Here is a 21,668-nt window from a genome sequence, read left to right on the forward strand (position 1 = left end):
GGCTACGGCCGGTCGAACCAGTCGCCGCTCTCGATGACCGGGCCGAGGGGCGCGTCCGGAGCCGCCACGAACACCCAGGCGGACACCTGCGCCCCGTCCTCCGTCCGGACGACGTCCATGGCGGTCCGCTCGTACCCGACGGGCAGTTCGAGCCGGTCGAGCAGGCCGAACAGGGCGCCGTAGTCGCCGGGCGAGGGCATGAGGAGCGAGCCGATCACCCGGCCGCCGGCCTGCGGGACGACGTACGGGTAGCCGGGCCCGTCGTGCAGGACCGCGCCGGGCAGCACGGCGGCCGCCTCCGTGCCGATCCGGCCGGCCAGGAAGCGGTCGTGGTTGTAGCCGCCCGGGCGGAGCGTCCCGTACACGAAGAACGGCAGCTCGTCCCTGGCCAGGTCCTCCGCCTCCGGGCCGCCCGCCGTCTCCTCCTCGACCCAGCGGGCGTACCGCTCGGACACCCGGGTCACCCGGGTGGCGAGGATCTCCGGCGTCTCGTAGTCGTGGGCGGCGGTGAGGTGCGCCTCCAGGGCCGGGTAGCGGGCCTCGGTGGTCTTGAGGACCACCTCCCACTCCTCGGTCGTCTCGATCGCGCCCCGCCAGTGGTAGACGGAGGTGACGGGCCCCGAGATCTGGGCGCACGCGGCGAGCCGGGCCTCGACGGCGCCGCGCGCCAGGGCGTCGGCCTTGGCGCGGGCGTCGGTGGTGGTGCGGACGGTGACGATCACTCCTCCACCGTACGGGCGAACTGGGCCGCGTGCAGCCGGGCGTACGCCCCTCCGGCGGCGAGGAGTTCCTCGTGGGTGCCCTGCTCGGCGATGGAGCCGCCGTCCATGACGACGATGGTGTCGGCGTCCCGGATCGTGGAGAGCCGGTGGGCGACGACGAAGCTGGTGCGGCCGGCCCGCAGGGCGGACATGGCCCGCTGGACGTGGAGTTCGGTGCGGGTGTCGACGGAGCTGGTGGCCTCGTCGAGGACGAGGACGACCGGCTCGGAGAGGAAGGCGCGGGCCAGGGTGACGAGCTGCCGCTCGCCGGCGCTGAGGCCGCCGCCGTCCTCGTCGAGGACGGTGTCGTAGCCGTCGGGCAGGGTGCGGATGAACCGGTCGGCGTGGACGGCCTCGGCGGCGGCGGTGATCCGCTCGCGGGAGACCTCCCCGGGGACCCCGTAGGCGATGTTGTCGGCGATGGTGCCGCCGAAGAGCCAGGTGTCCTGGAGGACCATGCCGATGCCGGAGCGCAGCTCCTCCCGGTCCATCCGGGCGGTGTCGACGCCGTCGAGGAGGATCCGGCCGCCGGTGGGCTCGTGGAACCGGAGCAGCAGGTTGACCAGGGTGGTCTTGCCGGCGCCCGTGGAGCCGACGAGGGCGACCGTGCGGCCGGGTTCCACGGTGAGGGAGAGGTCCTCGACGAGCGGCCGGCCGGGCTCGTAGCGGAAGGAGACGCGGTCGAAGACGACCCGGCCGCGCCGCTCGGCGGGCTTCTCGGGGGTGGCCGGGTCGGGGCGCTCCTCCTCGGCGTCGAGGAGGTCGAAGACCCGCTCGGCGGAGGCGATCCCGGACTGGAGGAGGCCGGCCATGGCGGCGACCTGGTTGACCGGGCCGTTGAACTCGTAGGAGTACTGGACGAACGCCTGCACGTCACCGACGGTGAGGGTGCCGCTCGCCACCTTCAGGCCGCCGAGGACGGCGATGAGGACGTAGGTGAGGTTGCCGACGAGGGTGACGGCGGGCTGGACGAGGCCGGAGACGACCTGGGCGCGCAGCCCCGCCCGGTACAGCTCCTCGCCGAGCTCGTCGAAGCGGCGGACGGCCTCCTCGCGGCGGCCGAAGGCGACGACCTCGGTGTGGCCGGTGATGGTCTCCTCGGTGTGGCCGCCGAGCTTGCCGGTGACCGCCCACTGCTTGACGAACTGGGGCTGGGCGCGGCGGGCGACGAGGGCGGCGAGGCCGAGCGAGACGGGGACGGTGCCGAGGGCGACGAGGGCGAGCACCGGGGAGATCCAGAGCATCATCGCGAGCACCCCGAGGAGGGTGAGCACGGCCCGCATCATCTGGCTGAGCGCCTGCTGGAGGGTCTGGGTGACGTTGTCGACGTCGTTGGTGGCGCGGGAGAGGACCTCGCCGCGCGGTTGTCCGTCGAGGTAGCCGAGGGGCAGCCGGGCCAGCTTGTGCTGGGCGCTCTCGCGCAGCCGGTGGCCGGCCCGCTGGACGACGTCGGTGACGAGCCGCTGCTGGACCCAGGTGAGCAGGGACGCGCCGGCGACGGCGGTGCCGGCGAGGGCGAGCTGCCGGGCGACGGCGGTGAAGTCGACGCCGTGCGGTCCGGCGGCGCCGGTGAGGACGAGGTCGGTGGCGCGGCCGAGGAGGAGCGGTACGAGGACGGTGAGGCCGACGGCGGCGGCGCCGGTGGCGAGGGCGGCGGCGAGCCGGGCCCGGTCGGGGGCGAGGGTGCGCAGCAGGCGGGCGGTGGAGGCGCGGAAGTGGAGGGAGCGTTCCAGGGAGGGGGTGCCGGGGGCGCCGGGGCCGCCGCCCGGCTGGGGGGCGGGGCCGCGGCGGGCGGGCGCGGTGGGGGCGGCGGGCTTGGTGGGCGCGGTGGGCTGGGTGGGGGCGGTGCTCGTGGTGGGGCGGGGTGGGGTCGCGGTGCTCACGCGGCGGCCTCCTCGGTGGGCTGGGAGCGGACGATCTCCCGGTAGGTGGGGTCGGTCGCCAGGAGTTCCTCGTGGGTGCCGGTGGCGACGGCGCGGCCCCGGTCGAGGACGACGATCCGGTCGGCGTGGCGGATGGTGGAGACCCGCTGGGCGACGAGGAGGACGGCGGCGTCGGCGGTCTCGCGGCGCAGGGCGGCGCGCAGCCGGGCGTCGGTGGCGTTGTCGAGGGCGGAGAAGGAGTCGTCGAAGAGGTAGAGGCGGGGGCGGGCGACGAGGACGCGGGCGATGGCGAGGCGCTGCCGCTGGCCGCCGGAGAGGTTGGCGCCGCCCTGGGTGACGGGCGCGTCGAGTCCTTCGCCGAGCTCCCGGACGAAGTCGGCGGCCTGCGCGGTCTCCAGGGCGTGCCACAGCTCCTCGTCGGTGGCGTCGGGCTTCCCGTACCGCAGGTTGGAGGCGACGGTGCCGGCGAAGAGGTACGGCTTCTGGGGGACGAGTCCGACGGTGGCGGCGGTGAGTCCGGGGTCGAGGGCGCGGACGTCGGTGCCGTCGAGGAGGACCCGTCCGGCGGTGGGGTCGAGGAGCCTGGGCACCAGGCCGAGGAGGGTGGACTTGCCGCTGCCGGTGGAGCCGATGATCGCGGTGGTCTCGCCGGGGGCGGCGTGCAGGGAGACGCCGCTGAGGACGGGTTCCTCGGCGCCGGGGTAGCGGAAGGTGACGTCCTCCAGGGCGAGCCGGCCGGAGCCGCCGCCGGGGAGGGCGCGGACGGGCTCGGCGGGCGGGGTGAGGGAGGGGGCGGTGTCGAGGAGTTCGCGGACGCGGACGGCGCCGGCCTCGGCCCGGGGCAGGTGCATGAGGAGGAACAGCGCCATCATCACGGACATGGCGGTCTGGAGGAGGTAGCCGAGGAAGGCGACGAGGGTGCCGGCCTGGACGGCGCCGGAGTCGATCCGGTGGGCGCCGGCCCAGATGAGGACGATGGTGGTGGCCTCCCAGACCAGCAGGACGACCGGGAACATGACGGCCTGGAGCCGGCCGGCCCGCAGGCCGGTGTCGAGGAGGGCCCCGTTGGCGGCGGCGAAGCGGGTGCGCTCGTGGCCGTCGCGGACGAAGGCGCGGACGACCCGGACGCCGGTGATCTGCTCGCGCAGGACGCGGGTGACGCGGTCGAGGTGGGTCTGCATGCCCTGGAAGAGGGGCCGCATGCGGAGCACGACGGCGCCGACGGCGAGGGTCATCACGGGAATGAAGAGCAGCAGGACGAGGGCGAGCGGCACGTCCTGGCGCAGGGCCATCGCGAGTCCGCCGACGCACAGCAGCGGGGCGGCGACCAGCATGGTGAGGACGAGGACGGCGAAGGTCTGCACCTGCTGGACGTCGTTGGTGGCGCGGGTGATGAGGGAGGCGGTGCCGAAGCGGCCGCGTTCCAGGGCGGAGAACTCCTGGATCCGGCGGAAGACCTCGGAGCGCAGGTCCCGGGCGACGGCCAGGGCGATCCGGGCGGCGGTGAAGGTGACGGCGGCGGCCGCGGCGGCCTGGAGGAGGGTGACACCCGCCATGACGGCGCCGCCGGACAGGACGCGGCCGGTGTCGCCGCGCAGGACGCCCTCGTCGATGACGCCGGCGTTGAGGGCGGGCAGGGTGAGGGAGGCGAGGCTCTGGAGGAGCTGGAGGAGGACGAGTAACGTGAGGCGGGCGCGGTGCGGGCGCAGCCGCCCGGCGAGGAGTCTGAGCAGGATCATGACGGCCTCTCAGGCGGCGTACGGGCGGACGGACTTGGCTTCCTTCAGGGCGCGTCCCCACCAGGCGAGCTGGTCGAGCATGAGCTTGGCGCCGCTCTCCGGTCCGGTCGGGTCCTTGAAGTTCCCGTCCTCGTCGAACTGGCCGTGCGCGTTGGGCAGGACGACGCCGTCGCGGACGGTGACGGCGTGCATCTCGGCGTAGATCTGGCGGAGTTGCTCGACGGCGCGGATGCCGCCGGAGATGCCGCCGTAGGAGACGAAGCCGACGGGCTTGGCGCGCCACTCGGTGTAGTGGCGGTCGATGAGGTTCTTCAGGGCGGCGGGGAAGGAGTGGTTGTACTCGGGGGTGAGGACGACGTAGGCGTCGGCGGTCTCCAGGACGGGGGTGACGCGGGCGAGTTCGGCGCGGACGGCGGGGTCGGGGTCGTAGGAGAGGGAGGTGGGGAGCTTCGTCTCGGCGAGGTCGACGACGGTGAGGGTGAAGTCGGCGCGCTCGGCGACGCGGGTGCGGAACCAGTCGGCGATGACGGGGGCGAAGCGGCCTTCGCGGTCGCTGGCGATGACGAGCGCGAGGGTGAGGGGGGCGGTGGCGGCGGCGGTGGCGGTGGCGGCGTCGGCCTGGGCGGAGGAGTTCGTGATGTCCATGTCGAGGATCGTGGTACCTGAAGTTTGGTTGAGGTCAAGCGGGGATTTTCGCGGGCGTTCCGGGAGCGCGCCCGGAGCGGCCCTGGAGCGGCCCCGGGACGCCCCTCGAAGGCCCCCGAGCGGCCCCGGAACGGCCCGGAACGGCCCCGGAGCGGCGCGCGGCTACCGTGAGGCCATGACGACCTCCCCCTCCCCCGCCCCCGCGCACATCGAGATCGACGGGGTTCCGGCCGCCGATCCCGGGGTCCTCGCCGCCGTGCTCGGCGGGTACGGGCACTTCACCGCGATGCAGGTGCGGGACGGGCGGGTGAAGGGCCTCGGGCTGCACCTCGACCGCCTCGACCGGGCCACCCGCGAGCTGTTCGGCGAGCCGCTGCCCGGCGGGCGGGTCCGGGAGCTGCTCGGGCGGGCCGTCCGGGCGTCGGGGCGGCGGGACTCCTCGGCGCGGGTGTACGTGTACGAGGACGGGCCCGGGTTCCTGGTGGTCGTCACCGTCCGGGAGGCCGCGCCCGACGGCCTCGGCGCGCCCGAGCGGCTGCGGTCCGTCGACTACCTGCGCCCGGCGGCGCACCTCAAGCACCTGGGCGGTTTCGCGCAGGGCTACCACGGCGACGCGGCGCGCCGGGCCGGCTTCGACGGGGCCCTGCTGACCTCCCCGGCCGGCGAGGTCGCCGAGGGCGCGGTCTCCAACATCGCCTTCTGGGACGGGACGTCGCTGGTGTGGCCGACCGCCCCGCACCTCACCGGGATCACCATGGCCCTGCTCGCGCCCCGGCTGCCGTCGGTCCACCGCGCGGTCACGCTGTCCGAACTTCCGGACTTCCGGGCCGCGTTCACCGCCAACTCGCGCACGATCGCACCGGTGACGGGCGTCGACGGGGTCACGTACGCGGTGGACGAGGACCTGATGGAACGGGTCCTCGGCGCGTACGCGGACGCCCCGGCCGAGGAGATCGCCCCCGGAGCCGGAGACTAGGCCGGATCCGGCGGCTAGCCTGCGATCATGGTGTTCAAGAGACTTTTCGGCAACGGCGGGATCCCGCTGGAGATCGACACGATCGTCCGCGACGAGCCGGTCCGGCCGGGCGGGCAGCTGTACGGCGAGGTCGTGGTCCGCGCGCCCGAGCGCGACCTGAAGATCGAGTCGATAGGCATGCGGCTGGTCGTCAACGCCTCCCTCACGCACAAGGGCGACGGCGACGGCGAGGACGACGGCAAGACCATCGGCTACCCGAGCGCGAGCGGCTGGTTCGAGCTGAAGAAGGGCGAGGAGAAGCGCATCCCCTTCTCCGAGCGCCTGAAGTGGGAGACCCCGCCGAACGAGACGCGGGGCGAGCGGCTCGGCGTCTCCATCGGCGTGCGGACCGAGGTCGAGGCGGTCGGCGTCAAGGCGGCCACCGACCTGGACCCGGTCCGGGTGGAGACGCTGCCGCTGCACGAGGCGGTGCTCGACGCCTTCGCGGCCGAGGGGTACGCCTTCGAGAGCTCCCGGGTGCACGAGAACGCGATCACCCCCGCCGAGTACCACCTCTACCTGTGGCAGGGCTTCCGGCTCGTCGACGAGCGGGGCGGCGAAGGTCGGCCGCCGCGGGTGGAGCTGACCTTCCACACCAACGCGGTCGGCTGCGAGATCTTCCTGCGCCGGTTCCGGCAGGGCTCCGGCGGCTACTGGAACGACACGCCGAAGACGCTGCGGTTCGTGGCCGCGCACCACGAGGTCGGGAGCCGCGACTTCGGCGCCGACGCCCGGCAGTGGCTGGCGGACCTCGCCGCGGTGGAGCGCGGCACGGGCGAGCGGGACGACGAGGACTGAGCCGCGCCTCGCGGGGCGGCCCGCCGCCACGGGGGTCCCCGCGGGCCCGCTCACCCGTTCGGCACGGTGCGTGAGGGAACGGGCCCACACCCGCTGTGAGCTGCGGAAACGTCCGGATTCCAGTCGACGCGCCGTATCGGACGGCGCAATCCTGATGCCCCATCAGCAGGCGGGGGGCGCGCCGGGGCCGTTACCTCGGTCGTACGGAAGACCGAACGACCGCGCGCCCCGGAGGACCCCACCATGCGCCCCACTGCCCGCCTGCTCACCGGAACCGCGCTGACGGTCGTCGCGCTCGGCGCGTTCGCCGCGCCGTCGGCGTACGCGAACAACGAGGACAACTCCTACGAGGGCAACAGCAACCGGCCCCACACCCTGGAGATCTACCCGTCCTCCGCCTCTCCCGGCACCACCGTCACCGTGAACACCCTCGCCTGCGGCAAGAACGGCCACGGCGTCGGCGACGCGAACTCGGTCGGCGCCGGCGAGTTCCGGCTCAGCCCCAGCACGCACAAGGAGGTCGTGGTCGGGCAGTTCACCCTGCCCCAGCACGCCGAGGCCGGCACCCACTGGATCTCGGTCGCCTGCGACAACGGCCGGACCGCCCGGGGCGAGCTGACCGTGAAGCACCGCGAGCCCAGCGGTCACGTCAAGACCGGTGTCGGCGGCAGCGTCGGCCCCGACACCGCCCAGATCACGGCGGGCGCGGCGGTGCTGGCCGCGGCTGCCGTCGGCGGTGTGTGGCTCATGCGGCGCCGGGCGAGCGGCGCCCAGGGCCACTGAACACACCGCCCCGCCCCGCCCCCGCCCGGCTCCCGCACACGGCCGGCCGGGGGCGGGGCCTTCCCCCCGATCCCGAGGAACCGACGTGAGCAACAGGAGCAAGGGCTGGGGCATAGCGGTGGCCGCCTGCGTCGGCATCTGGCTCGTCCAGAACGGCGCGCAGGACGTCACCCCGCCCGTCCCGTCCGCCGCCCAGGCGTTCGCCGCCGGGCCCAGCGTGCACACCGACGCCGCCGCCGACCCGCTGCCGTCGTCCCCGCCGGTGCGGCTGCGCATCCCGGAGACGGACGTGGACGCCCCGATGACCCGGCTCGGCCTCGCCCCGAACGGCTCCCTGGAGGTGCCGCCGGCCGAGGACCGCAACCTCGCCGGCTGGTACGCGGACGGCGTCACGCCCGGCGCCAAGGGCACCTCGATCGTCGCCGGCCACGTCGACAACGCCGGCGGCCCGGCCGTCTTCTACACGCTGGGCGCCCTAAAGAAGGGCCACCGGATCGAGATCGACCGCGAGGACGGCAGGACCGCCGTCTTCACCGTCGACGCCGTCGAGGTCTACGACAACGACGCCTTCCCCGACGAGAAGGTGTACGGCGCCACCGACCGGGCCGAGCTGCGGGTGATCACCTGCGGCGGCGGCTTCTCCGAGAAGAGCGGCGGCTACCAGGGCAACGTGGTCGCCTTCGGGCACCTCATCGGGGTGCGCTGAGCCCGCTCACGCCCACTGGTCCCAGCCGAGCTTCGCGACCATGCCGAGGACCACGACGAGCAGCACCCCCCGGACGAACCCCGAGCCCTTGCTCAGGGCCATCCGGGCGCCGACCATCCCGCCGGTCAGGTTGAAGGCGGCCATCAGGGCGGCCAGCTGCCAGTAGACGGTGCCCTGGTAGGCGAACATGGCGAGGGCGCCCGCGTTGGTGCAGACGTTGACGATCTTGGCGGTGGCGGAGGCCGTCACCAGGTCGAGGTGGAGGACGGCGGTCAGGGCGAGCACCAGGAAGGTGCCGGTGCCGGGCCCGAACAGCCCGTCGTAGAAGCCGATGCCGCCGCCGACCACCACGATCGCCGTGACGATCCGGGCCCGGGTGATCCGGGCCGGGTCCACGCCTTCGGGCCGCGTCCCGAAGGTCGGCCGGAGGATGACGAAGGCCGCCACGGCGACGAGCACCACCATGATGAGCGGGCGCAGGACCTCCTGGTCGATCATCGTCGCGAAGAGCGCGCCGACCGACGAGCCCGCGAGGGCCGCGAGACCGACCCGTACCGCCGTCCGCACGGGCACCTTCGTCCTGCGGGCGTACGTGACGGCCGCGCCCGTCGTGCCGACGATCGCGACCGCCTTGTTGGTGCCGAGGACATAGCCGTTCGGGGCGCCCGGCACCCCGATCAGCAGCGCCGGCAGGAGCAGCAGTCCCCCGCCTCCGACCACCGCGTCGATCCAGCCGGCGGCGAGCGCGGCCAGACACAGCAGGACGAGGGTGGTCAGGGTGATCTCAGGCATGGCAGGGAGCCTAGGGACGGGATCGTTGCCCCGTCCATCGATCGCGTGATCATTGAGCAAGGTCTGAGCTTGTGTGCCCCGGCTCCCGGTCGGGGGCGGGCGGAGCCGCCGGTTCCACGGCCGTGAGAAGGGTCGCCGCGAGCGCCCCGGCGCCGAGGAGCGCGGCGGCGAGCCGGCGGCGCAGCCGCTCCTCCGAGGGCGGCCGGCGGCGGGCCCGGTGGCGGGCCGTCGGCTGGGTTCCGGTGGTCACGGGGTCGGCTCCTCGAAGTTCTCTGTGTGGACGCGGGCGGCCGGGACGCCTGCCCTGACCAGGGAGGCGGTCGCCGCGCGGGCCATGGCGGGCGGCCCGCAGAGGTAGACGTCGTGGGCGGCGAGGTCGGGGACGAGCGCGCGCAGGGCGCGCGGGGCGAGGGGGTCGTAGGAGGAGTCCGAGGGGCCGAGCAGGTAGTGGAGGGCGGCGCGCCGCTCGCGGGCGATGGCCTCCAGCTCCTCGCGGAGCACGAGCCCGCCCTCGTCGGAGGCGCGGTAGAGGAGGGTGAGGTCGCCGGGGCCGCCGGGCAGGGACTCGAAGAGGGCCCGCAGCGGGGTGATGCCGACCCCGCCGGCGAGCAGCAGGACCTTGCGGCGGGTACGGCGGTGGGCGGTGAGGGCTCCGTAGGGGCCGGAGGCGAGGACGCGGGTGCCGGGGCGGAGCCTGCGGACCCGTCGGGTGTGGTCGCCGCGGACCTTCACGGTGACGCGGAGGGTGTCGTCGCGGACGGGCGCGGAGAGCGAGAAGGGCAGGGCGGTGGCCCACAGGCCCCGGCTGAGGAAGCGCCAGCGGAAGAACTGGCCGGGTTCGGCGCGGAGCCGGGCCACTCCCCTGCCCCGGACCAGCACGGAGACCACGCCGGGCGTCTCGTCGCGGACCTCGGCGACCCGCAGGTCGTGGCGGAGCGCGGCACGTACCGGGACGACGAAGCGGTACCAGAGGAGCAGGACGGCGACGGTGGCGTGCGCCATCGACCAGAGCCAGCGGGTGAGCGGCCCGCCGAGGTCGGGCCCGGCGAGCTGGTGGACGAAGCCGAGGGCGGCGGCCAGCAGGGCGCCGAGGTGGACGGCGTGCCAGGTCTCGTGGCGGAGGCGGCGGCGGACGGCGCGGGCGGAGGTGACGCCGACCGCCGTGAAGAGGAGGGTGCCGGCGCCGGCGGCGGCGATCGCCCCGTAGGAGAGGAGGCCGCCGGTGGCGGTGACCAGGTCGGTACGGGTGTGGACGGCGTAGCCGACGAGGGCGAGGACCGTGTGGGCGGCGATCAGGCCGAGGACGTACCGGCCGCCGCGCGCGTGCCAGCGGGCCAGCCGGTCGGCGCCGACGCCATGCTCGACCGCCGGGACGCGGGCCATGAGGAGGAGCAGCACGAGGACGCCGTACCCGGCGAGGAGGCCGGTGAGGTGGGCGCCGGTGGCGAAGAAGGCGTCGAGGCGGGCGGAGGGCCGGGCCTGCACCCCCCACAGCAGGGCGACCGCCCCGGCACCGCCGACGATCCCGTCCCGCAGCCGATCGGGCGCGAGCCGCGGGGCGGCCGCCTCACCGCGACCCGCGGGCGGGGCCGACGCCTCACCGCGACCCGCCGGCGGGGTCGGCGGGGTCGGCGGGATCGGCGGCGTCGGGTCCGCGGTGGCGTACGGGACGGGGACGCGGGCGTACAGGGGGTGCTGGCGAGCCTCGGTGGTCACCTTCGGCACCCTAGGGCGGCCCGTATACGGGAAGCGGGGTCCTTAAGCCGCCCTTGAGGCGAGGCTGATCACCGCTTAATCCCGGCGGCCCCTCCGCCCTCACAGCGCGCCGGCCCGGTCGCGGAGATCAGCGTTCCGTACGGGAAACAGTCGGGATGCCGCCGGGAAACACCGGCCGCGCACCCTTCCGGGTATGAGTACACGGATCGTGGTGGTCGGAGGCGGAACGGCGGGCCTCCGCCTCGCCCAGCGCCTGCCGGTCACCCTCCTCGGCGAGGAGGCGCACGCCCCGTACAACCGGGTGCTGCTCGCCGACGTCCTCGCCGGACGGTACGCCCCCGAGGTCGTCGCCCTGCCCGAGCCCCGCGAGCCGGCGCGCCGCGGCGTGCGGGTGGTGGGGATCGACCGGGCGGCCCGGACGGTCGAGTGCTCCGACGGCGAGCTCGTCCCCTACGACCGGCTGGTCCTGGCCACCGGCTCCAACCCGGTGCTGCCTCCGCTGCGCGGTCTGCGCGGGGCGGAGCTCCCGGAGGGCGTGCACTCCTTCCGCACCCTCGACGACTGCCTCGCGCTGCGGGCCGCGGTCCGGCCGGGGATGCGGGCGGTCGTCATCGGCGGCGGGCTCCTCGGGGTGTCGGCGGCGCGGGCGCTCGCCGCGCTGGGCGCGGAGGTGGTCCTCACCCAGCAGGGCGAGGGGCTCATGGAGCGCCATCTGGACCCGCAGGCTTCCGCGCTGCTGCGGGAGCACCTGGACGGGCTCGGCGTCGAGACGCACACCGAGTGCCGGGTCAGCGGACTGCGGCAGCGGGACGGGGCGGTGACGGCGGTCGAGCTGGCCGACGGCTTCGTCCTGGACGCCCAGGTCGTGGTCCTGGCCTGCGGGGTGCGCCCCCGGGTCGCGCTGGCCCGCGAGGCCGGTCTCGACGTGCGGGGCGGCGTCGTCGTCGACGACGAGCTGCGGACCTCGGACCCGTACATCCACGCGATCGGCGACTGCGCCGAGCACGACGGGCGGGTCTACGGCCTGGCGGGCCCGGCGCTCGAACAGGCGGACGTCCTCGCGGACGTGCTGTCCGGCGCCCCCGGGGCCCGCTACACCGGCACCCGGGCGCTCACCCGGCTCACCCTCGGCGGGGCGCGGCCGCTGGACCTCGCCGCCTTCGGCGAGGCCACCGCGCGGCCGGGGGACGACGTCGTCCAGCTGGCCGACGCGACCAAGGGCGCCTACCGCAAGGTCGTCGTCCGCGACAACCGGCTCGTCGGGGGCGTCCTCCTCGGCGATCTGGCCGCGGTCGGCGCGCTCGCCCGGGCCTGGGAGGGCGACGAAGCCCTCCCCGAGGCCCCCCTGCTGCACCTGCTCACCCACGACGGAGGCTCCTCATGACCACTCCCACCATCGTCCTGGTCGGCCACGGAATGGTCGGCCAGCGGTTCCTGGAGGCGCTCGCCGACCGGGGCGTCACCGAGCGGGCCCGGATCGTGGTCCTCTGCGAGGAGCCGCGCCCGGCGTACGACCGGGTCCAGCTGACCTCGTACTTCTCCGGGAAGACGCCCGACGACCTGTCGATGGTCGAGGACGGCTTCATGGAGAAGCACGGCATCGAGCTGTACACGGACGAGCCCGTCGTGGGCATCGACCGGGCGGCGCGGACGGTGACCGCCCGGTCGGGCCGGGTCGTCGCCTACGACCACCTGGTGCTCGCCACCGGCTCGTACCCCTTCGTGCCGCCGGTGCCCGGCAAGGACGCCACCGGCTGCTTCGTGTACCGGACGATCGAGGACCTCCTCGCCATCGAGGAGTACGCGAAGACGGCGACGACCGGTGCCGTGGTCGGCGGCGGTCTGCTCGGTCTGGAGGCGGCCGGCGCGCTGAAGGGCCTCGGACTCGACACGCACATCGTGGAGTTCGCGCCCCGGCTGATGCCGGTCCAGGTCGACGAGGGCGGCGGCGCCGCGCTGCTGCGGACGATCGAGCAGATGGGGCTGACCGTGCACACCGGCACGGGCACCCAGGAGGTCGTGACGGCCGACGGGTCCGTGACCGGCATGAAGCTGTCGGACGGCACCGAACTCGCCACCGACCTGGTGGTCTTCTCGGCGGGCGTACGGCCCCGGGACCAGCTGGCGCGGGAGTGCGGACTCGACGTGGGCGAGCGCGGCGGCATCGCCGTGGACGAGCTGTGCCGCACCTCCGACCCGGCGGTGTTCGCGATCGGCGAGTGCGCGCTCGCCTCCGACGGGCGGGTCTACGGCCTGGTGGCGCCCGGCTACGAGATGGCCCTGACGGTGGCCTCGGTCCTCGCCGAGGAGGCGGGCGAGGACACCGGGTTCACCGGCGCCGACCTGTCGACCAAGCTGAAGCTGCTCGGTGTGGACGTGGCCTCCTTCGGCGACGCGCACGGCACCGCCGAGGGCTGCCTGGACGTCGTCTACTCGGACTCCCGGTCGGGCGTCTACAAGAAGCTGGTGGTGGACGCCGAGGGCCGGCTGCTCGGCGGCGTGCTGGTCGGCGACGCCGAGTCGTACGGGCTGCTGCGCCCGCTGACCGGGACGAAGCCGCCGGTCTCCCCCGAGCAGCTGGTCCTCCCGGCGGGGGCCGGGGCGCCGGTGGCGCTGGGCCCCTCGGCGCTGCCGGACGACGCCGTCATCTGCTCCTGCCACAACGTGACCAAGCACGCGATCACCCAGTGCACCTCGCTGCCCGAGGTGAAGAAGTGCACCAAGGCCGGTACGGGCTGCGGCAGTTGCGTGAAGGTGATCGAGAAGCTGCTGCCGAAGGCGGCCGACAAAGGGCTCTGCGGCTGCTTCTCCTACACCCGCAGCGAGCTCTACGAGATCGCCCGCACGCTGCGGGTGACCTCCTTCGCCGCGCTGCTCGACTCGCACGGGCGGGACGGCGCGAAGGGCGGCGAGGGCTGCGAGGTGTGCAAGCCCACCGTCGGCTCGATCCTCGCCTCGCTCAACAACGGCTACATCCTCGACGGCGAGCAGGCCGCGCTCCAGGACACCAACGACCACCACCTGGCCAACCTCCAGCGCAACGGCTCCTATTCGGTGGTGCCGCGCATCCCCGGCGGCGAGATCACCCCGGAGAAGCTGATCGTGATCGGCGAGGTGGCCCGCGACTACGGCCTCTACACGAAGATCACCGGCGGCCAGCGGATCGACCTCTTCGGCGCCCGCGTCGACCAGCTCCCGGCGATCTGGACCCGGCTCGTGGACGCCGGCTTCGAGTCCGGGCACGCGTACGGCAAGGCGCTGCGCACGGTGAAGTCCTGTGTGGGGCAGACCTGGTGCCGCTACGGCGTGCAGGACTCGGTGAAGATGGCGATCCAGCTGGAGCTGCGCTACCGGGGCCTGCGCGCCCCGCACAAGCTGAAGTCGGCGGTCTCCGGCTGCGCCCGCGAGTGCGCCGAGGCCCAGTCGAAGGACTTCGGCGTGATCGCGACGGCGAACGGCTGGAACCTGTACGTCGGCGGCAACGGCGGCGCGACCCCGCGCCACGCGGACCTGCTCGCCCAGGACCTGTCGGACGCCGAACTGATCCGGCTCATCGACCGGTTCCTGATGTTCTACATCCGGACGGCGGACCGCCTGGAGCGGACGTCGGTGTGGCTGGAGCGCCTGGAGGGCGGCCTCGACCACCTCCGGGACGTGATCGTGAAGGACTCGCTGGGCCTCTGCGACGAGCTGGAGGCACTGATGGCGGCGCACGTCTCCGACTACCAGGACGAGTGGGCGCAGACCCTGGACGACCCGGAGCGGCTGCGCCGGTTCGTCTCCTTCGTCAACGCGCCGGAGACCCCGGACCCGACGGTGCGGTTCGTGCCGGAGCGGGACCAGATCAAGCCGGACCTCACGATCCTGACGATCGGCACCCTGGAAGGAGCCTCCCGATGACAAGCGTGGAACTCAGCCACTCCCCCGACGCCTGGATGGCGGTCTGCGAGGAGGCCCGGCTGACCCCGGGCCGCGGCCTGGCGGCGCTGCTGCCGGACGGCCGGCAGGCGGCGGTCTTCCGGGACCGCGCGGGGCGGGCGTACGCGATCGACAACCGCGACCCTTTCACCGGGGCGCAGGTGCTCTCCCGGGGGCTGATCGGTACGGCGGACGGCCGCCCGTTCGTGGCCTCGCCGCTCCTCAAGCAGCGCTTCGACCTGGAGACGGGCCGGTGCCTGGACGACGACGAGGTGACGGTGGCGGTCTATCCGGTCCGCACGGTCTAGCTTGACCGATCGTTCCAGAAAGGCGTACTGTCCACGACGTGGCCAGGACCAAGGAATTCGATCCCGAGGCCGCGCTCCAGGCGGCACTCGACCTGTTCTGGGCGCGCGGCTACGAGGCGACGTCGATGGCGGACCTCGTGGAGCACCTCGGGATCGGCCGGGCCAGCATCTACGCGACCTTCGGCAACAAGCACGAGCTGTACCTGAAGGCGCTGGACCGCTACCTGGAGTCCCGGGACCCGGGGCTCGTCGAGGAGCTGTCCGCGCCGGGCCCGGCCCTGCCGGCCGTGCGGACGCTGGTCCGCCGCTTCGCCGCCGAGGCGACGACGGAGGGCCTGCGCCTGACCGGCTGTTTCGTCACCAACTCGGCGACGGAACTGGCCCCGCGCGATCCGGTGGTGGCCCGCCGGGTCGAGCTGAGCTGGGAGCAGATCGAGACCCTGCTGCACTCGGCGCTCACCCGGGCCCGCGCCCAGGGCGAGCTGCCGGAGGACCGCGACCCGCGCGCCCTCGCCCGGATGCTGCTGGTCCTGCTCCAGGGGATCCGGGTGGTCGGCAAGGCGTCGACGGACCCGGCCAGGGTCCGGGACGCGGCGGAGCAGGCACTGCGCCTGCTCGACTGAGCGGGCCGCGAGAAACGGGCGCCCTCACGGGGGCGCCTTTTCCCGGGCTCGATTCCGGAATGTACGGTCAAGTACAGATCAAGGGGGACGGCATGACGACGTACGAGGGGACCGCGGCGCCCGGAGCGCCGGTGGACCACGGGGGTGCCCGCCGGGGCTTCGCGCTGCTCGGGACCGTGCAGGCGACGCTCATCTTCACGCTCGCCTCGCTCGCCGTGCCGCTCCCCCTGATCGGCGCCGAGTTCGGCCTCGACCAGGGCGAGCTGATCCTGCTCAGCGCCGCCTATGGACTGACCTTCGCCGGGCTCCTGCTGCTCGGCGGACGGCTCACCGACCGGTACGGCGCGCGGTCGACGCTCACCGCCGGACTGCTGCTCTTCGCCGCCGCCTCCGCCCTCGCCCCGCTCGCCACCGGGTACGGCCCGCTGCTCGGCGCCCGCTTCGCCCAGGGCGCCGGCGCCGCGCTCGTCGCCCCGGCCGCGATGGGCGCGCTGCGCGCCCTGTACCCCGAACCCGCCGCGTACGGACGGGCGATGGGCACCTGGGGCGGCCTGTCCGTGCTCGGCGCCACCGCCGGGAACCTGCTCTCCGGCGTCCTCACCGCCGCCGCCTCCTGGCGCGCCTCCTTCGCCGTGCCGGTCGCCGTCGCGCTCGCCGCCCTGCTCCTCGCGCCCCGGCTGCTGCCCGCCACCCCGCCCGGCGCCCGCCGCGCCCTCGACCTGCCGGGCGCCCTGCTGGCCACCGCCGGGATCGTCCTGGCCAGCACCGGGCTCGTGCTGACCGACGCGCACCCGTGGGGCTCCGCGCCCGTCCTCGTACCGCTGCTCACCGGCCTCGCCCTGCTCGCCGGCTTCGCCCGCGCCGAGCGCCGGGCCGCCGACCCGCTGCTCCCGCCGGACTTCCTGCGCGACCGGCGGCGGCTCCTCGGGCTCACCGCCATCGCGCTCACCGCCGCCGGCACGGCCACCGTCTTCGTCCTGCTGTCGCTCGGCCTCCAGCGGGAGCGCGGCTGGTCGGCGCTGCTCACCTCGGCCGCCTTCGTGCCCTTCGCCGCCGCGCTGCTCGGCGCGGGCCGGCTCGCGGGACCGCTGCTCGGACGGTACGGACCCGGCAGGGTCACCGCCGCCGGACTCGGCACCGCCGGCGCCGGTCTCGCGCTGCTCGCCGCGGGCGCGGGCGACCCCGCCGTCCCGTACGCCTACGGGCTGCTGCCCGGCCTTCTGCTGCTGCCCGCCGGCGGGGCGCTCTCCTTCGCGGGCGCCGCCGTCCTCGCCACCGAACACGTACCGGCCGACCGGGCCGGACTCGCCGGCGGCGTCCTCAACACGGCGATGGAGCTCGGACCGACCGTGCTCTTCGCCGCCCTGCTCACCCTCGGCGGCTCCGCCGCGCCGCTCGCCGCGGCGGCCGGGCTCTTCGCCGCCCTGGCCTTCCTCACCTTCCGTCTCGCCAAGTGACCACAGCATCCAGGGGAGTTCCCATGTCCGCACGTTTCACCGGCCGCGTCGTCCTCGTCACCGGCGCCGGCTCCGGCCTCGGCCGTGAGATCGCCCGCGCCTTCGCCGCCGAGGGCGGAAGGGTGGTGGCCGCCGGGCGCACCGCCGCGGCCCTCGACGCCACCGTGGCCCTGATCGAGGCCGAAGGCGGTACCGCGACCGCCGTCACCGCCGACATCACGAACCCCGACTCCACCCGCGAGCTGGTCCGCCGCACCGTGGAGACGTACGGCGGGCTCGACGTCGCCGTGAACAACGCGGGGATCTTCCGGGGCGGCCACAGCGCCGCCGACTTCCCCCTCGACGACTGGCAGGCGCTGCTCGACACCAACGTCACCGGTGTCCTCAACGCCCTCCAGGCCGAGGTGGCGCACATGCGGGCGCACGGCGGCGGCGCGATCGTCAACATCTCGTCCAACCTGGGCCCGCACGTCCGGATCCCCGGCGTCTTCGGCTACCAGGTCTCCAAGGCGGCCGTCTCGGCGCTCACCCGGGCCGCGGCCCGCGACCACATCGCCGACGGGGTCCGCATCAACGCGGTCAGCCCCGGCGCCTCGGAGTCCTCGATGTCGCTGCTGCCCGGCGAGACGGAGGCCGGGCGGGAGGTCCGGATGAAGGAGCAGTCGCCGCTCGGCCGGATCTCCTCGGCCGCCGAGATCGCGGCGGCCGTCCTCTACCTCGCGTCGGACGCGGCGGGCTCGGCCGTCGGCACGGACCTGGTGGTCGACGGCGGCGTCTCCGCCTGAGCCCGCCCGCGAGGACGGTCAGCCCTCCATCCCGGTGGGGTCCATCCAGAAGACCTCCCAGTGGTGGCCGTCCGGGTCGGCGAAGGAGCGCCCGTACATGAAGCCCATGTCCATCGGCTCCTTCGCCGGGCTGCCGCCCACCTCCAGGGCCCGGTCGGCCAGCTCGTCGGCCTTCTCGCGGCTCTCGGCGTTGAGCGTGAGCAGCACCTGGGTGGTGGCGGAGGCGTCGGCGGTCGCCTTGCCGGGGGCGGTGAAGGTGCCGAACTTCTCCTCGGTGAGCAGCATGACGAAGATCGTGTCGCTGATCACCACACAGGCGGTGCTGTCGTCGCTGAACTGCGGGTTGATCGCGTACCCGAGCTTCTCGTAGAAGGCGCGGCTGGTGGCGAGGTCCTTCACGGGCAGGTTCACGAAGATCATCTGCTGTGCCATGGTGTGCTCTCTCTTCTCCGTCGTACGGGTCCGCCGTGCGGTGCTGTCGAGAGGTAAGACGGACCGGCCAGCCCGAACTCATCGCTCCCGGAGAAGTTTTTTCGCTCAGGCCGCCGCGCGCAGCGTGAGCGCCGCCAGCGGGACGAAACCGCCGGTCCCGCCGGTGGCCGCCTCGGCCTCCGCGCCGGGGCCGCCCAGCCGCTTCATCATCGAGACGGCGATCCGCTCCCCCATCGCCTTGGCCCGGTCCGCGAGCGGCCCCCGGTGGAGCCCGTCGACGGTGGCGTGCCAGAGCTGCACCCAGCGCCCGAAGTGGGCGGGGGTGAGCGGGCGGGCGGAGTGCAGGGCCGCGTGCGGCCCGAAGGCGTCCCGGCCGTACGCGGCGGTACGGAAGAGGGCCCGCTCCCAGAAGTCGGTGATGCGCGGCAGATGGACCTCCAGATCGGTCCCGGCGACCTCGGTGAAGAAGGGCCCGATGAGGGGGTCGGCGAAGGCGGCCGTGTAGAAGCGGCGCAGCAGCACGTCGAGGTCGTCGCGGCCGGCGATGTCGGTGGGCTCCCGGGTTTCGCGCATGCCCCCAGTCTGCCGGGCGGGGCACGGCGCCCCCAGTGCCGAAGGTCCCGGCCCGCCCCGCAGTCGCCCCTTCCCCGTCATCGGTTGTTGATGCTCAGTCAACTCCGGGCTCCTAGGTTCACTCTCCGCGCGGCCCCGCCGCTGACCGTGCGGCGGGCGGTCACCACACCCCTGGAGAGAACACGTGGAGCGACGCAGTTTCCTGCGTGGAGCGGTCATCGGCACGTCGGCGGCCGCCTTCGGCGGCACCCTGATGGCGGGGGCCGCCTACGCGGCGCCCGCCCAGCCCGGCACCGGCCCCTACGGGGCCCTCGGCGCGGCGAACGCGAACGGCATCATGCTGCCGGCCGGGTTCACCAGCCGGATCGTGGCCCGCTCGGGACAGACCGTCCCCGGCACCTCGTACACCTGGCACAACGCCCCTGACGGGGGTGCCTGCTACACGGACGGCAGCGGCTGGATATATGTCTCGAACTCGGAGATCAACCCGAGCGGTGGCGCGAGCGCGCTGCGGTTCAACTCGTCCGGCACCGTCACCGGCGCCTACCGCATCCTGTCCAACACCCGGCAGAACTGCGCCGGCGGCAAGACCCCGTGGAACACCTGGCTGTCCTGCGAGGAGGTCAGCCTCGGGTACGTCTACGAGACCGACCCGTACGGCGTGAACGCGGCGGTCCGCCGGGACGCCATGGGCCGCTTCAAGCACGAGGCCGCCGCCGCCGACCCGGTCCGCAGGGTGATCTACCTGACCGAGGACGAGTCCAGCGGCTGCTTCTACCGCTTCGTCCCCACCACCTGGGGCAACCTCGCCTCCGGCACCCTCCAGGTCCTCGTCGCGGGCAGCGCCACCTCCGGCTCCTTCACCTGGCAGAACGTGCCGGACCCGGACGGCTCGCCGACCACCACCCGCACCCAGGTCTCCGGCGCGAAGAAGTTCAACGGCGGCGAGGGCTGCCACTACGCCGACGACAAGGTCTGGTTCACCACCAAGGGCGACAACCGCCTCTGGCAGCTGAACCTCACCAACAACACCTACGAGCTCGCCTACGACGACTCGCTGGTGCCCGGCGGCGCCGCCCCGCTCACCGGCGTGGACAACGTCACCGGAAGCTCCTCAGGCGACCTGTACATCGCCGAGGACGGCGGCAACATGGAGATCTGCCTGATCACGCCGGACGACGTCGTGTCGCCGTTCCTGCGGATCACCGGCCAGTCCGGTTCCGAGATCTGCGGACCGGCCTTCTCCCCCGACGGCACCCGGCTGTACTTCTCCAGCCAGCGCGGCACCACCGGCAGCTCCTCGGGCGGCATCACCTACGAGGTGACCGGCCCGTTCCGGGCGTAACAGCGCACCTCACCGCGCCGCTGGGCCCCGCCTCCGCCGAGGAGCGCGGCGCCCAGCGGCGTCAGCGTGTGCAGCACCGCGTTCCCGTGCCGCAGCGTGGCGATCAGACCGGCCTCCCGCAGCACGCCCGCGTGCTGGCTGGCCGAGGCGAGCGACACCCCGGCCCGCCGGGCCAGCTCGCTCGTCGTCCCGCCGTCCCCGATGGCCTGGAGGACCTCCGCGCGGGTCTGGCCGACCAGCTTCGCCAGCGAGGAGGCGCCGGGCGGGCGGACCGTCGGCGACTCCCCGTGCGTCACCGGGTAGACGAGCACCGGCGGCAGCGCCGGGTCCCGCAGCATCACCGGCGTCCCCCGGCAGAAGTACGAGGGCTGGAGCAGCAGCCCCCGCCCGTCCAGGTGCACGTCCCGGTCGACCGGATAGGCCGCCTCCAGGACCGGCGCCCGCCAGGTCAGCATCGGCGGCAGCGAGTCGAGCAGCTCCTCCGCGCCGCCGTCCAGGACGGCCCGGCCCCGGCACGCCCGGTCCGCCTCCACCCGGGCCTGGATGTGCGGCCAGTACGGCTCCACCGCCGCCCGGTGGTAGCTGCGCAGCGCCCCGAGGAGCCGGTCGAAGGGCTCCGGGCCGCCGTCGGCGAGGGCCCGCAGCGAGTGCGGCACCGTGCGGCCGCCCGTCCGGTCCGCGGCCAGCAGGGAGAGCTCCGAGCGCAGCCGGCCGGGAGCGGTCGCACGGACCGCCTGGAGGCCGTCGTCGAGGCCGTGCAGGCCCTCCGCCGGGGTGAGGAAATCGGGGAAATAGCCGCGGCTCGGGACGAGGGCGGCGAGGAGCCGGGTCTCCCCGCCGAGCCGCGCCCGCGTATCCGCGCGCCATCCGCCGAACACCACCGGGCCGCGCCGGTCCCTTAAACGGTGAAAGCTGAGAATCGTTTCCCACAGGACGTCAGGACGGGCGGCGATCCGCACCCCCGCCAGATCGCCCGCGGTGAAATGAATACGAAGCATGAAGTCCCCACCTGTGCACTCGCAACCACCCCGCGGTCGAGTATGCACACCATCACTGCACGTTACCAGGGTGTTTCAGCCACAGTTGAAAAGCATCGCGGCGAACACGGCCCAACGGAAATGCTGTGCGGGTCGGGCAGGAAACCTTCAGGACCGAGGTGACGTGGTGAAGACCGTGGGGGGCTTTGCCCGTCCGGCGGCGGTCGGCGAGGGTTGCGGCTCACCTGCCCGACACCATGAAAAAGGGTGCGGCCCCCGGGTGGGGATCCGGGGGCCGCAGCCGAAACACCCGCAAACACAGACGTTCAATTTCCAATAATTCAATGCGGACGTAATTGCGCATGAATCTGACGTGAAAACGACGGGACGGACACCTCCGCACAAGGTGTCC

The 21,668-nt window shown here is 74.1% G+C and carries 21 protein-coding genes; 11 read left to right on the plus strand and 10 right to left on the minus strand.

The annotated features are described in order from the left end of the window. Positions 1-2: 2 nt before the first annotated feature. The 4 genes from cutA to ACIGHB_RS22045 are packed head-to-tail and all read right to left on the minus strand — an operon-like array spanning position 3 to position 5,028. Positions 3-722, minus strand: coding sequence for a divalent cation tolerance protein CutA (gene cutA / locus ACIGHB_RS22030; protein ID WP_360307628.1), 720 nt, complete (start codon positions 720-722; stop codon positions 3-5). Then, entirely contained in the window at positions 719-2,644 is a 1,926-nt protein-coding gene (locus ACIGHB_RS22035) for an ABC transporter ATP-binding protein (protein ID WP_399915271.1), read from the minus strand. The genes cutA and ACIGHB_RS22035 overlap by 4 nt, the downstream gene beginning before the upstream one ends. After that, a complete protein-coding gene (locus tag ACIGHB_RS22040) occupies positions 2,641-4,380 on the minus strand; it encodes an ABC transporter ATP-binding protein (RefSeq protein ID WP_399915643.1) in 1,740 nt (579 codons plus the stop codon). Before ACIGHB_RS22040 ends, ACIGHB_RS22035 begins: the two co-directional genes overlap by 4 nt. 12 nt (positions 4,381-4,392) lie before the next feature. Next, complete coding sequence (locus ACIGHB_RS22045) at positions 4,393-5,028, minus strand: NADPH-dependent FMN reductase (protein WP_399915273.1); 636 nt, start codon at positions 5,026-5,028, stop codon at positions 4,393-4,395. Between the two features lie 175 nt (positions 5,029-5,203). Here ACIGHB_RS22045 and ACIGHB_RS22050 point away from each other — a divergent pair, with 175 nt between their 5' ends. From ACIGHB_RS22050 to ACIGHB_RS22065, 4 genes are all read left to right on the plus strand, one after another. Beyond that, positions 5,204-6,004: an aminotransferase class IV gene (locus ACIGHB_RS22050; RefSeq protein WP_399915275.1), complete on the plus strand. Its 801-nt coding sequence runs from the start codon at positions 5,204-5,206 to the stop codon at positions 6,002-6,004. Positions 6,005-6,031: 27 nt separating this feature from the next. Further along, complete coding sequence (locus tag ACIGHB_RS22055) at positions 6,032-6,841, plus strand: sporulation protein (RefSeq protein ID WP_399915277.1); 810 nt, start codon at positions 6,032-6,034, stop codon at positions 6,839-6,841. Between the two features lie 243 nt (positions 6,842-7,084). After that, positions 7,085-7,624 (plus strand): hypothetical protein, encoded by a 540-nt coding sequence (locus tag ACIGHB_RS22060; protein ID WP_399915279.1) that lies wholly within the window; start codon positions 7,085-7,087, stop codon positions 7,622-7,624. 85 nt (positions 7,625-7,709) lie between these two features. Next, a complete protein-coding gene (locus ACIGHB_RS22065; RefSeq protein ID WP_360307613.1) occupies positions 7,710-8,330 on the plus strand; it encodes a class F sortase in 621 nt (206 codons plus the stop codon). 6 nt (positions 8,331-8,336) lie between these two features. Here ACIGHB_RS22065 and ACIGHB_RS22070 read toward each other — a convergent pair whose 3' ends face one another. Genes ACIGHB_RS22070 through ACIGHB_RS22080 form a run of 3 tightly spaced genes read right to left on the minus strand, consistent with a single transcriptional unit; the run spans position 8,337 to position 10,847 of the window. Then, positions 8,337-9,122, minus strand: coding sequence for a TSUP family transporter (locus ACIGHB_RS22070; protein WP_360307610.1), 786 nt, complete (start codon positions 9,120-9,122; stop codon positions 8,337-8,339). Positions 9,123-9,171: 49 nt separating this feature from the next. After that, complete coding sequence (locus ACIGHB_RS22075) at positions 9,172-9,372, minus strand: hypothetical protein (protein WP_399915282.1); 201 nt, start codon at positions 9,370-9,372, stop codon at positions 9,172-9,174. Continuing rightward, on the minus strand, positions 9,369-10,847 hold the full coding sequence (locus ACIGHB_RS22080; protein ID WP_399915284.1) for a ferric reductase-like transmembrane domain-containing protein: 1,479 nt from the start codon (positions 10,845-10,847) through the stop codon (positions 9,369-9,371). The genes ACIGHB_RS22075 and ACIGHB_RS22080 overlap by 4 nt, the downstream gene beginning before the upstream one ends. Before the next feature lie 184 nt (positions 10,848-11,031). Here ACIGHB_RS22080 and ACIGHB_RS22085 point away from each other — a divergent pair, with 184 nt between their 5' ends. The 6 genes from ACIGHB_RS22085 (at position 11,032) to ACIGHB_RS22110 (ending at position 17,929) form a co-directional block, all read left to right on the plus strand. After that, positions 11,032-12,222 (plus strand): NAD(P)/FAD-dependent oxidoreductase, encoded by a 1,191-nt coding sequence (locus ACIGHB_RS22085; protein ID WP_399915286.1) that lies wholly within the window; start codon positions 11,032-11,034, stop codon positions 12,220-12,222. Continuing rightward, on the plus strand, positions 12,219-14,738 hold the full coding sequence (nirB, locus tag ACIGHB_RS22090) for a nitrite reductase large subunit NirB (RefSeq protein ID WP_399915288.1): 2,520 nt from the start codon (positions 12,219-12,221) through the stop codon (positions 14,736-14,738). Before ACIGHB_RS22085 ends, nirB begins: the two co-directional genes overlap by 4 nt. Next, positions 14,735-15,064, plus strand: a complete 330-nt coding sequence (gene nirD, locus ACIGHB_RS22095) for a nitrite reductase small subunit NirD (RefSeq protein ID WP_360307595.1) — start codon at positions 14,735-14,737, stop codon at positions 15,062-15,064. Before nirB ends, nirD begins: the two co-directional genes overlap by 4 nt. A gap of 38 nt (positions 15,065-15,102) precedes the next feature. Further along, positions 15,103-15,687, plus strand: a complete 585-nt coding sequence (locus ACIGHB_RS22100) for a TetR/AcrR family transcriptional regulator (protein ID WP_399915290.1) — start codon at positions 15,103-15,105, stop codon at positions 15,685-15,687. Positions 15,688-15,779: 92 nt separating this feature from the next. Next, entirely contained in the window at positions 15,780-17,144 is a 1,365-nt protein-coding gene (locus ACIGHB_RS22105; RefSeq protein ID WP_399915292.1) for an MFS transporter, read from the plus strand. A gap of 23 nt (positions 17,145-17,167) precedes the next feature. Beyond that, positions 17,168-17,929 (plus strand): SDR family NAD(P)-dependent oxidoreductase, encoded by a 762-nt coding sequence (locus tag ACIGHB_RS22110; protein WP_399915294.1) that lies wholly within the window; start codon positions 17,168-17,170, stop codon positions 17,927-17,929. Positions 17,930-17,947: 18 nt separating this feature from the next. Here the strand turns inward: ACIGHB_RS22110 and ACIGHB_RS22115 are convergent, their stop codons facing one another. Together ACIGHB_RS22115 and ACIGHB_RS22120 are read right to left on the minus strand one after the other, a co-directional pair. After that, the gene (locus ACIGHB_RS22115) at positions 17,948-18,361 is read right to left on the minus strand and encodes a VOC family protein (protein ID WP_399915296.1); all 414 of its coding nucleotides are present in this window, start codon (positions 18,359-18,361) and stop codon (positions 17,948-17,950) included. Between the two features lie 105 nt (positions 18,362-18,466). After that, complete coding sequence (locus tag ACIGHB_RS22120) at positions 18,467-18,934, minus strand: group III truncated hemoglobin (RefSeq protein WP_360307580.1); 468 nt, start codon at positions 18,932-18,934, stop codon at positions 18,467-18,469. A gap of 184 nt (positions 18,935-19,118) precedes the next feature. Here ACIGHB_RS22120 and ACIGHB_RS22125 point away from each other — a divergent pair, with 184 nt between their 5' ends. After that, positions 19,119-20,279: an alkaline phosphatase PhoX gene (locus ACIGHB_RS22125; RefSeq protein ID WP_399915298.1), complete on the plus strand. Its 1,161-nt coding sequence runs from the start codon at positions 19,119-19,121 to the stop codon at positions 20,277-20,279. On the opposite strand, the gene ACIGHB_RS22130 is transcribed toward ACIGHB_RS22125, so the two are convergent. Next, complete coding sequence (locus tag ACIGHB_RS22130) at positions 20,249-21,277, minus strand: winged helix-turn-helix domain-containing protein (protein WP_360307574.1); 1,029 nt, start codon at positions 21,275-21,277, stop codon at positions 20,249-20,251. The genes ACIGHB_RS22125 and ACIGHB_RS22130 overlap by 31 nt on opposite strands. Positions 21,278-21,668: the final 391 nt, after the last annotated feature.

This window comes from Streptomyces sp. NPDC085460 (genome assembly GCF_044541975.1).
In the GTDB taxonomy this organism is placed as follows: Bacteria; Actinomycetota; Actinomycetes; order Streptomycetales; family Streptomycetaceae; genus Streptomyces.

What these genes read in the sequence shown, in the direction of transcription:
- ACIGHB_RS22045 (WP_399915273.1), bottom strand. Translation starts at nt 5,028, where the DNA reads ATGGACATCACGAACTCCTCCGCCCAGGCCGACGCCGCCACCGCCACC.
- ACIGHB_RS22050 (WP_399915275.1), top strand. Translation starts at nt 5,204, where the DNA reads ATGACGACCTCCCCCTCCCCCGCCCCCGCGCACATCGAGATCGACGGG.
- ACIGHB_RS22055 (WP_399915277.1), top strand. Translation starts at nt 6,032, where the DNA reads ATGGTGTTCAAGAGACTTTTCGGCAACGGCGGGATCCCGCTGGAGATC.
- ACIGHB_RS22060 (WP_399915279.1), top strand. Translation starts at nt 7,085, where the DNA reads ATGCGCCCCACTGCCCGCCTGCTCACCGGAACCGCGCTGACGGTCGTC.
- ACIGHB_RS22070 (WP_360307610.1), bottom strand. Translation starts at nt 9,122, where the DNA reads ATGCCTGAGATCACCCTGACCACCCTCGTCCTGCTGTGTCTGGCCGCG.
- ACIGHB_RS22085 (WP_399915286.1), top strand. Translation starts at nt 11,032, where the DNA reads ATGAGTACACGGATCGTGGTGGTCGGAGGCGGAACGGCGGGCCTCCGC.
- nirB (WP_399915288.1), top strand. Translation starts at nt 12,219, where the DNA reads ATGACCACTCCCACCATCGTCCTGGTCGGCCACGGAATGGTCGGCCAG.
- nirD (WP_360307595.1), top strand. Translation starts at nt 14,735, where the DNA reads ATGACAAGCGTGGAACTCAGCCACTCCCCCGACGCCTGGATGGCGGTC.
- ACIGHB_RS22105 (WP_399915292.1), top strand. Translation starts at nt 15,780, where the DNA reads ATGACGACGTACGAGGGGACCGCGGCGCCCGGAGCGCCGGTGGACCAC.
- ACIGHB_RS22110 (WP_399915294.1), top strand. Translation starts at nt 17,168, where the DNA reads ATGTCCGCACGTTTCACCGGCCGCGTCGTCCTCGTCACCGGCGCCGGC.
- ACIGHB_RS22115 (WP_399915296.1), bottom strand. Translation starts at nt 18,361, where the DNA reads ATGGCACAGCAGATGATCTTCGTGAACCTGCCCGTGAAGGACCTCGCC.
- ACIGHB_RS22120 (WP_360307580.1), bottom strand. Translation starts at nt 18,934, where the DNA reads ATGCGCGAAACCCGGGAGCCCACCGACATCGCCGGCCGCGACGACCTC.
- ACIGHB_RS22130 (WP_360307574.1), bottom strand. Translation starts at nt 21,277, where the DNA reads ATGCTTCGTATTCATTTCACCGCGGGCGATCTGGCGGGGGTGCGGATC.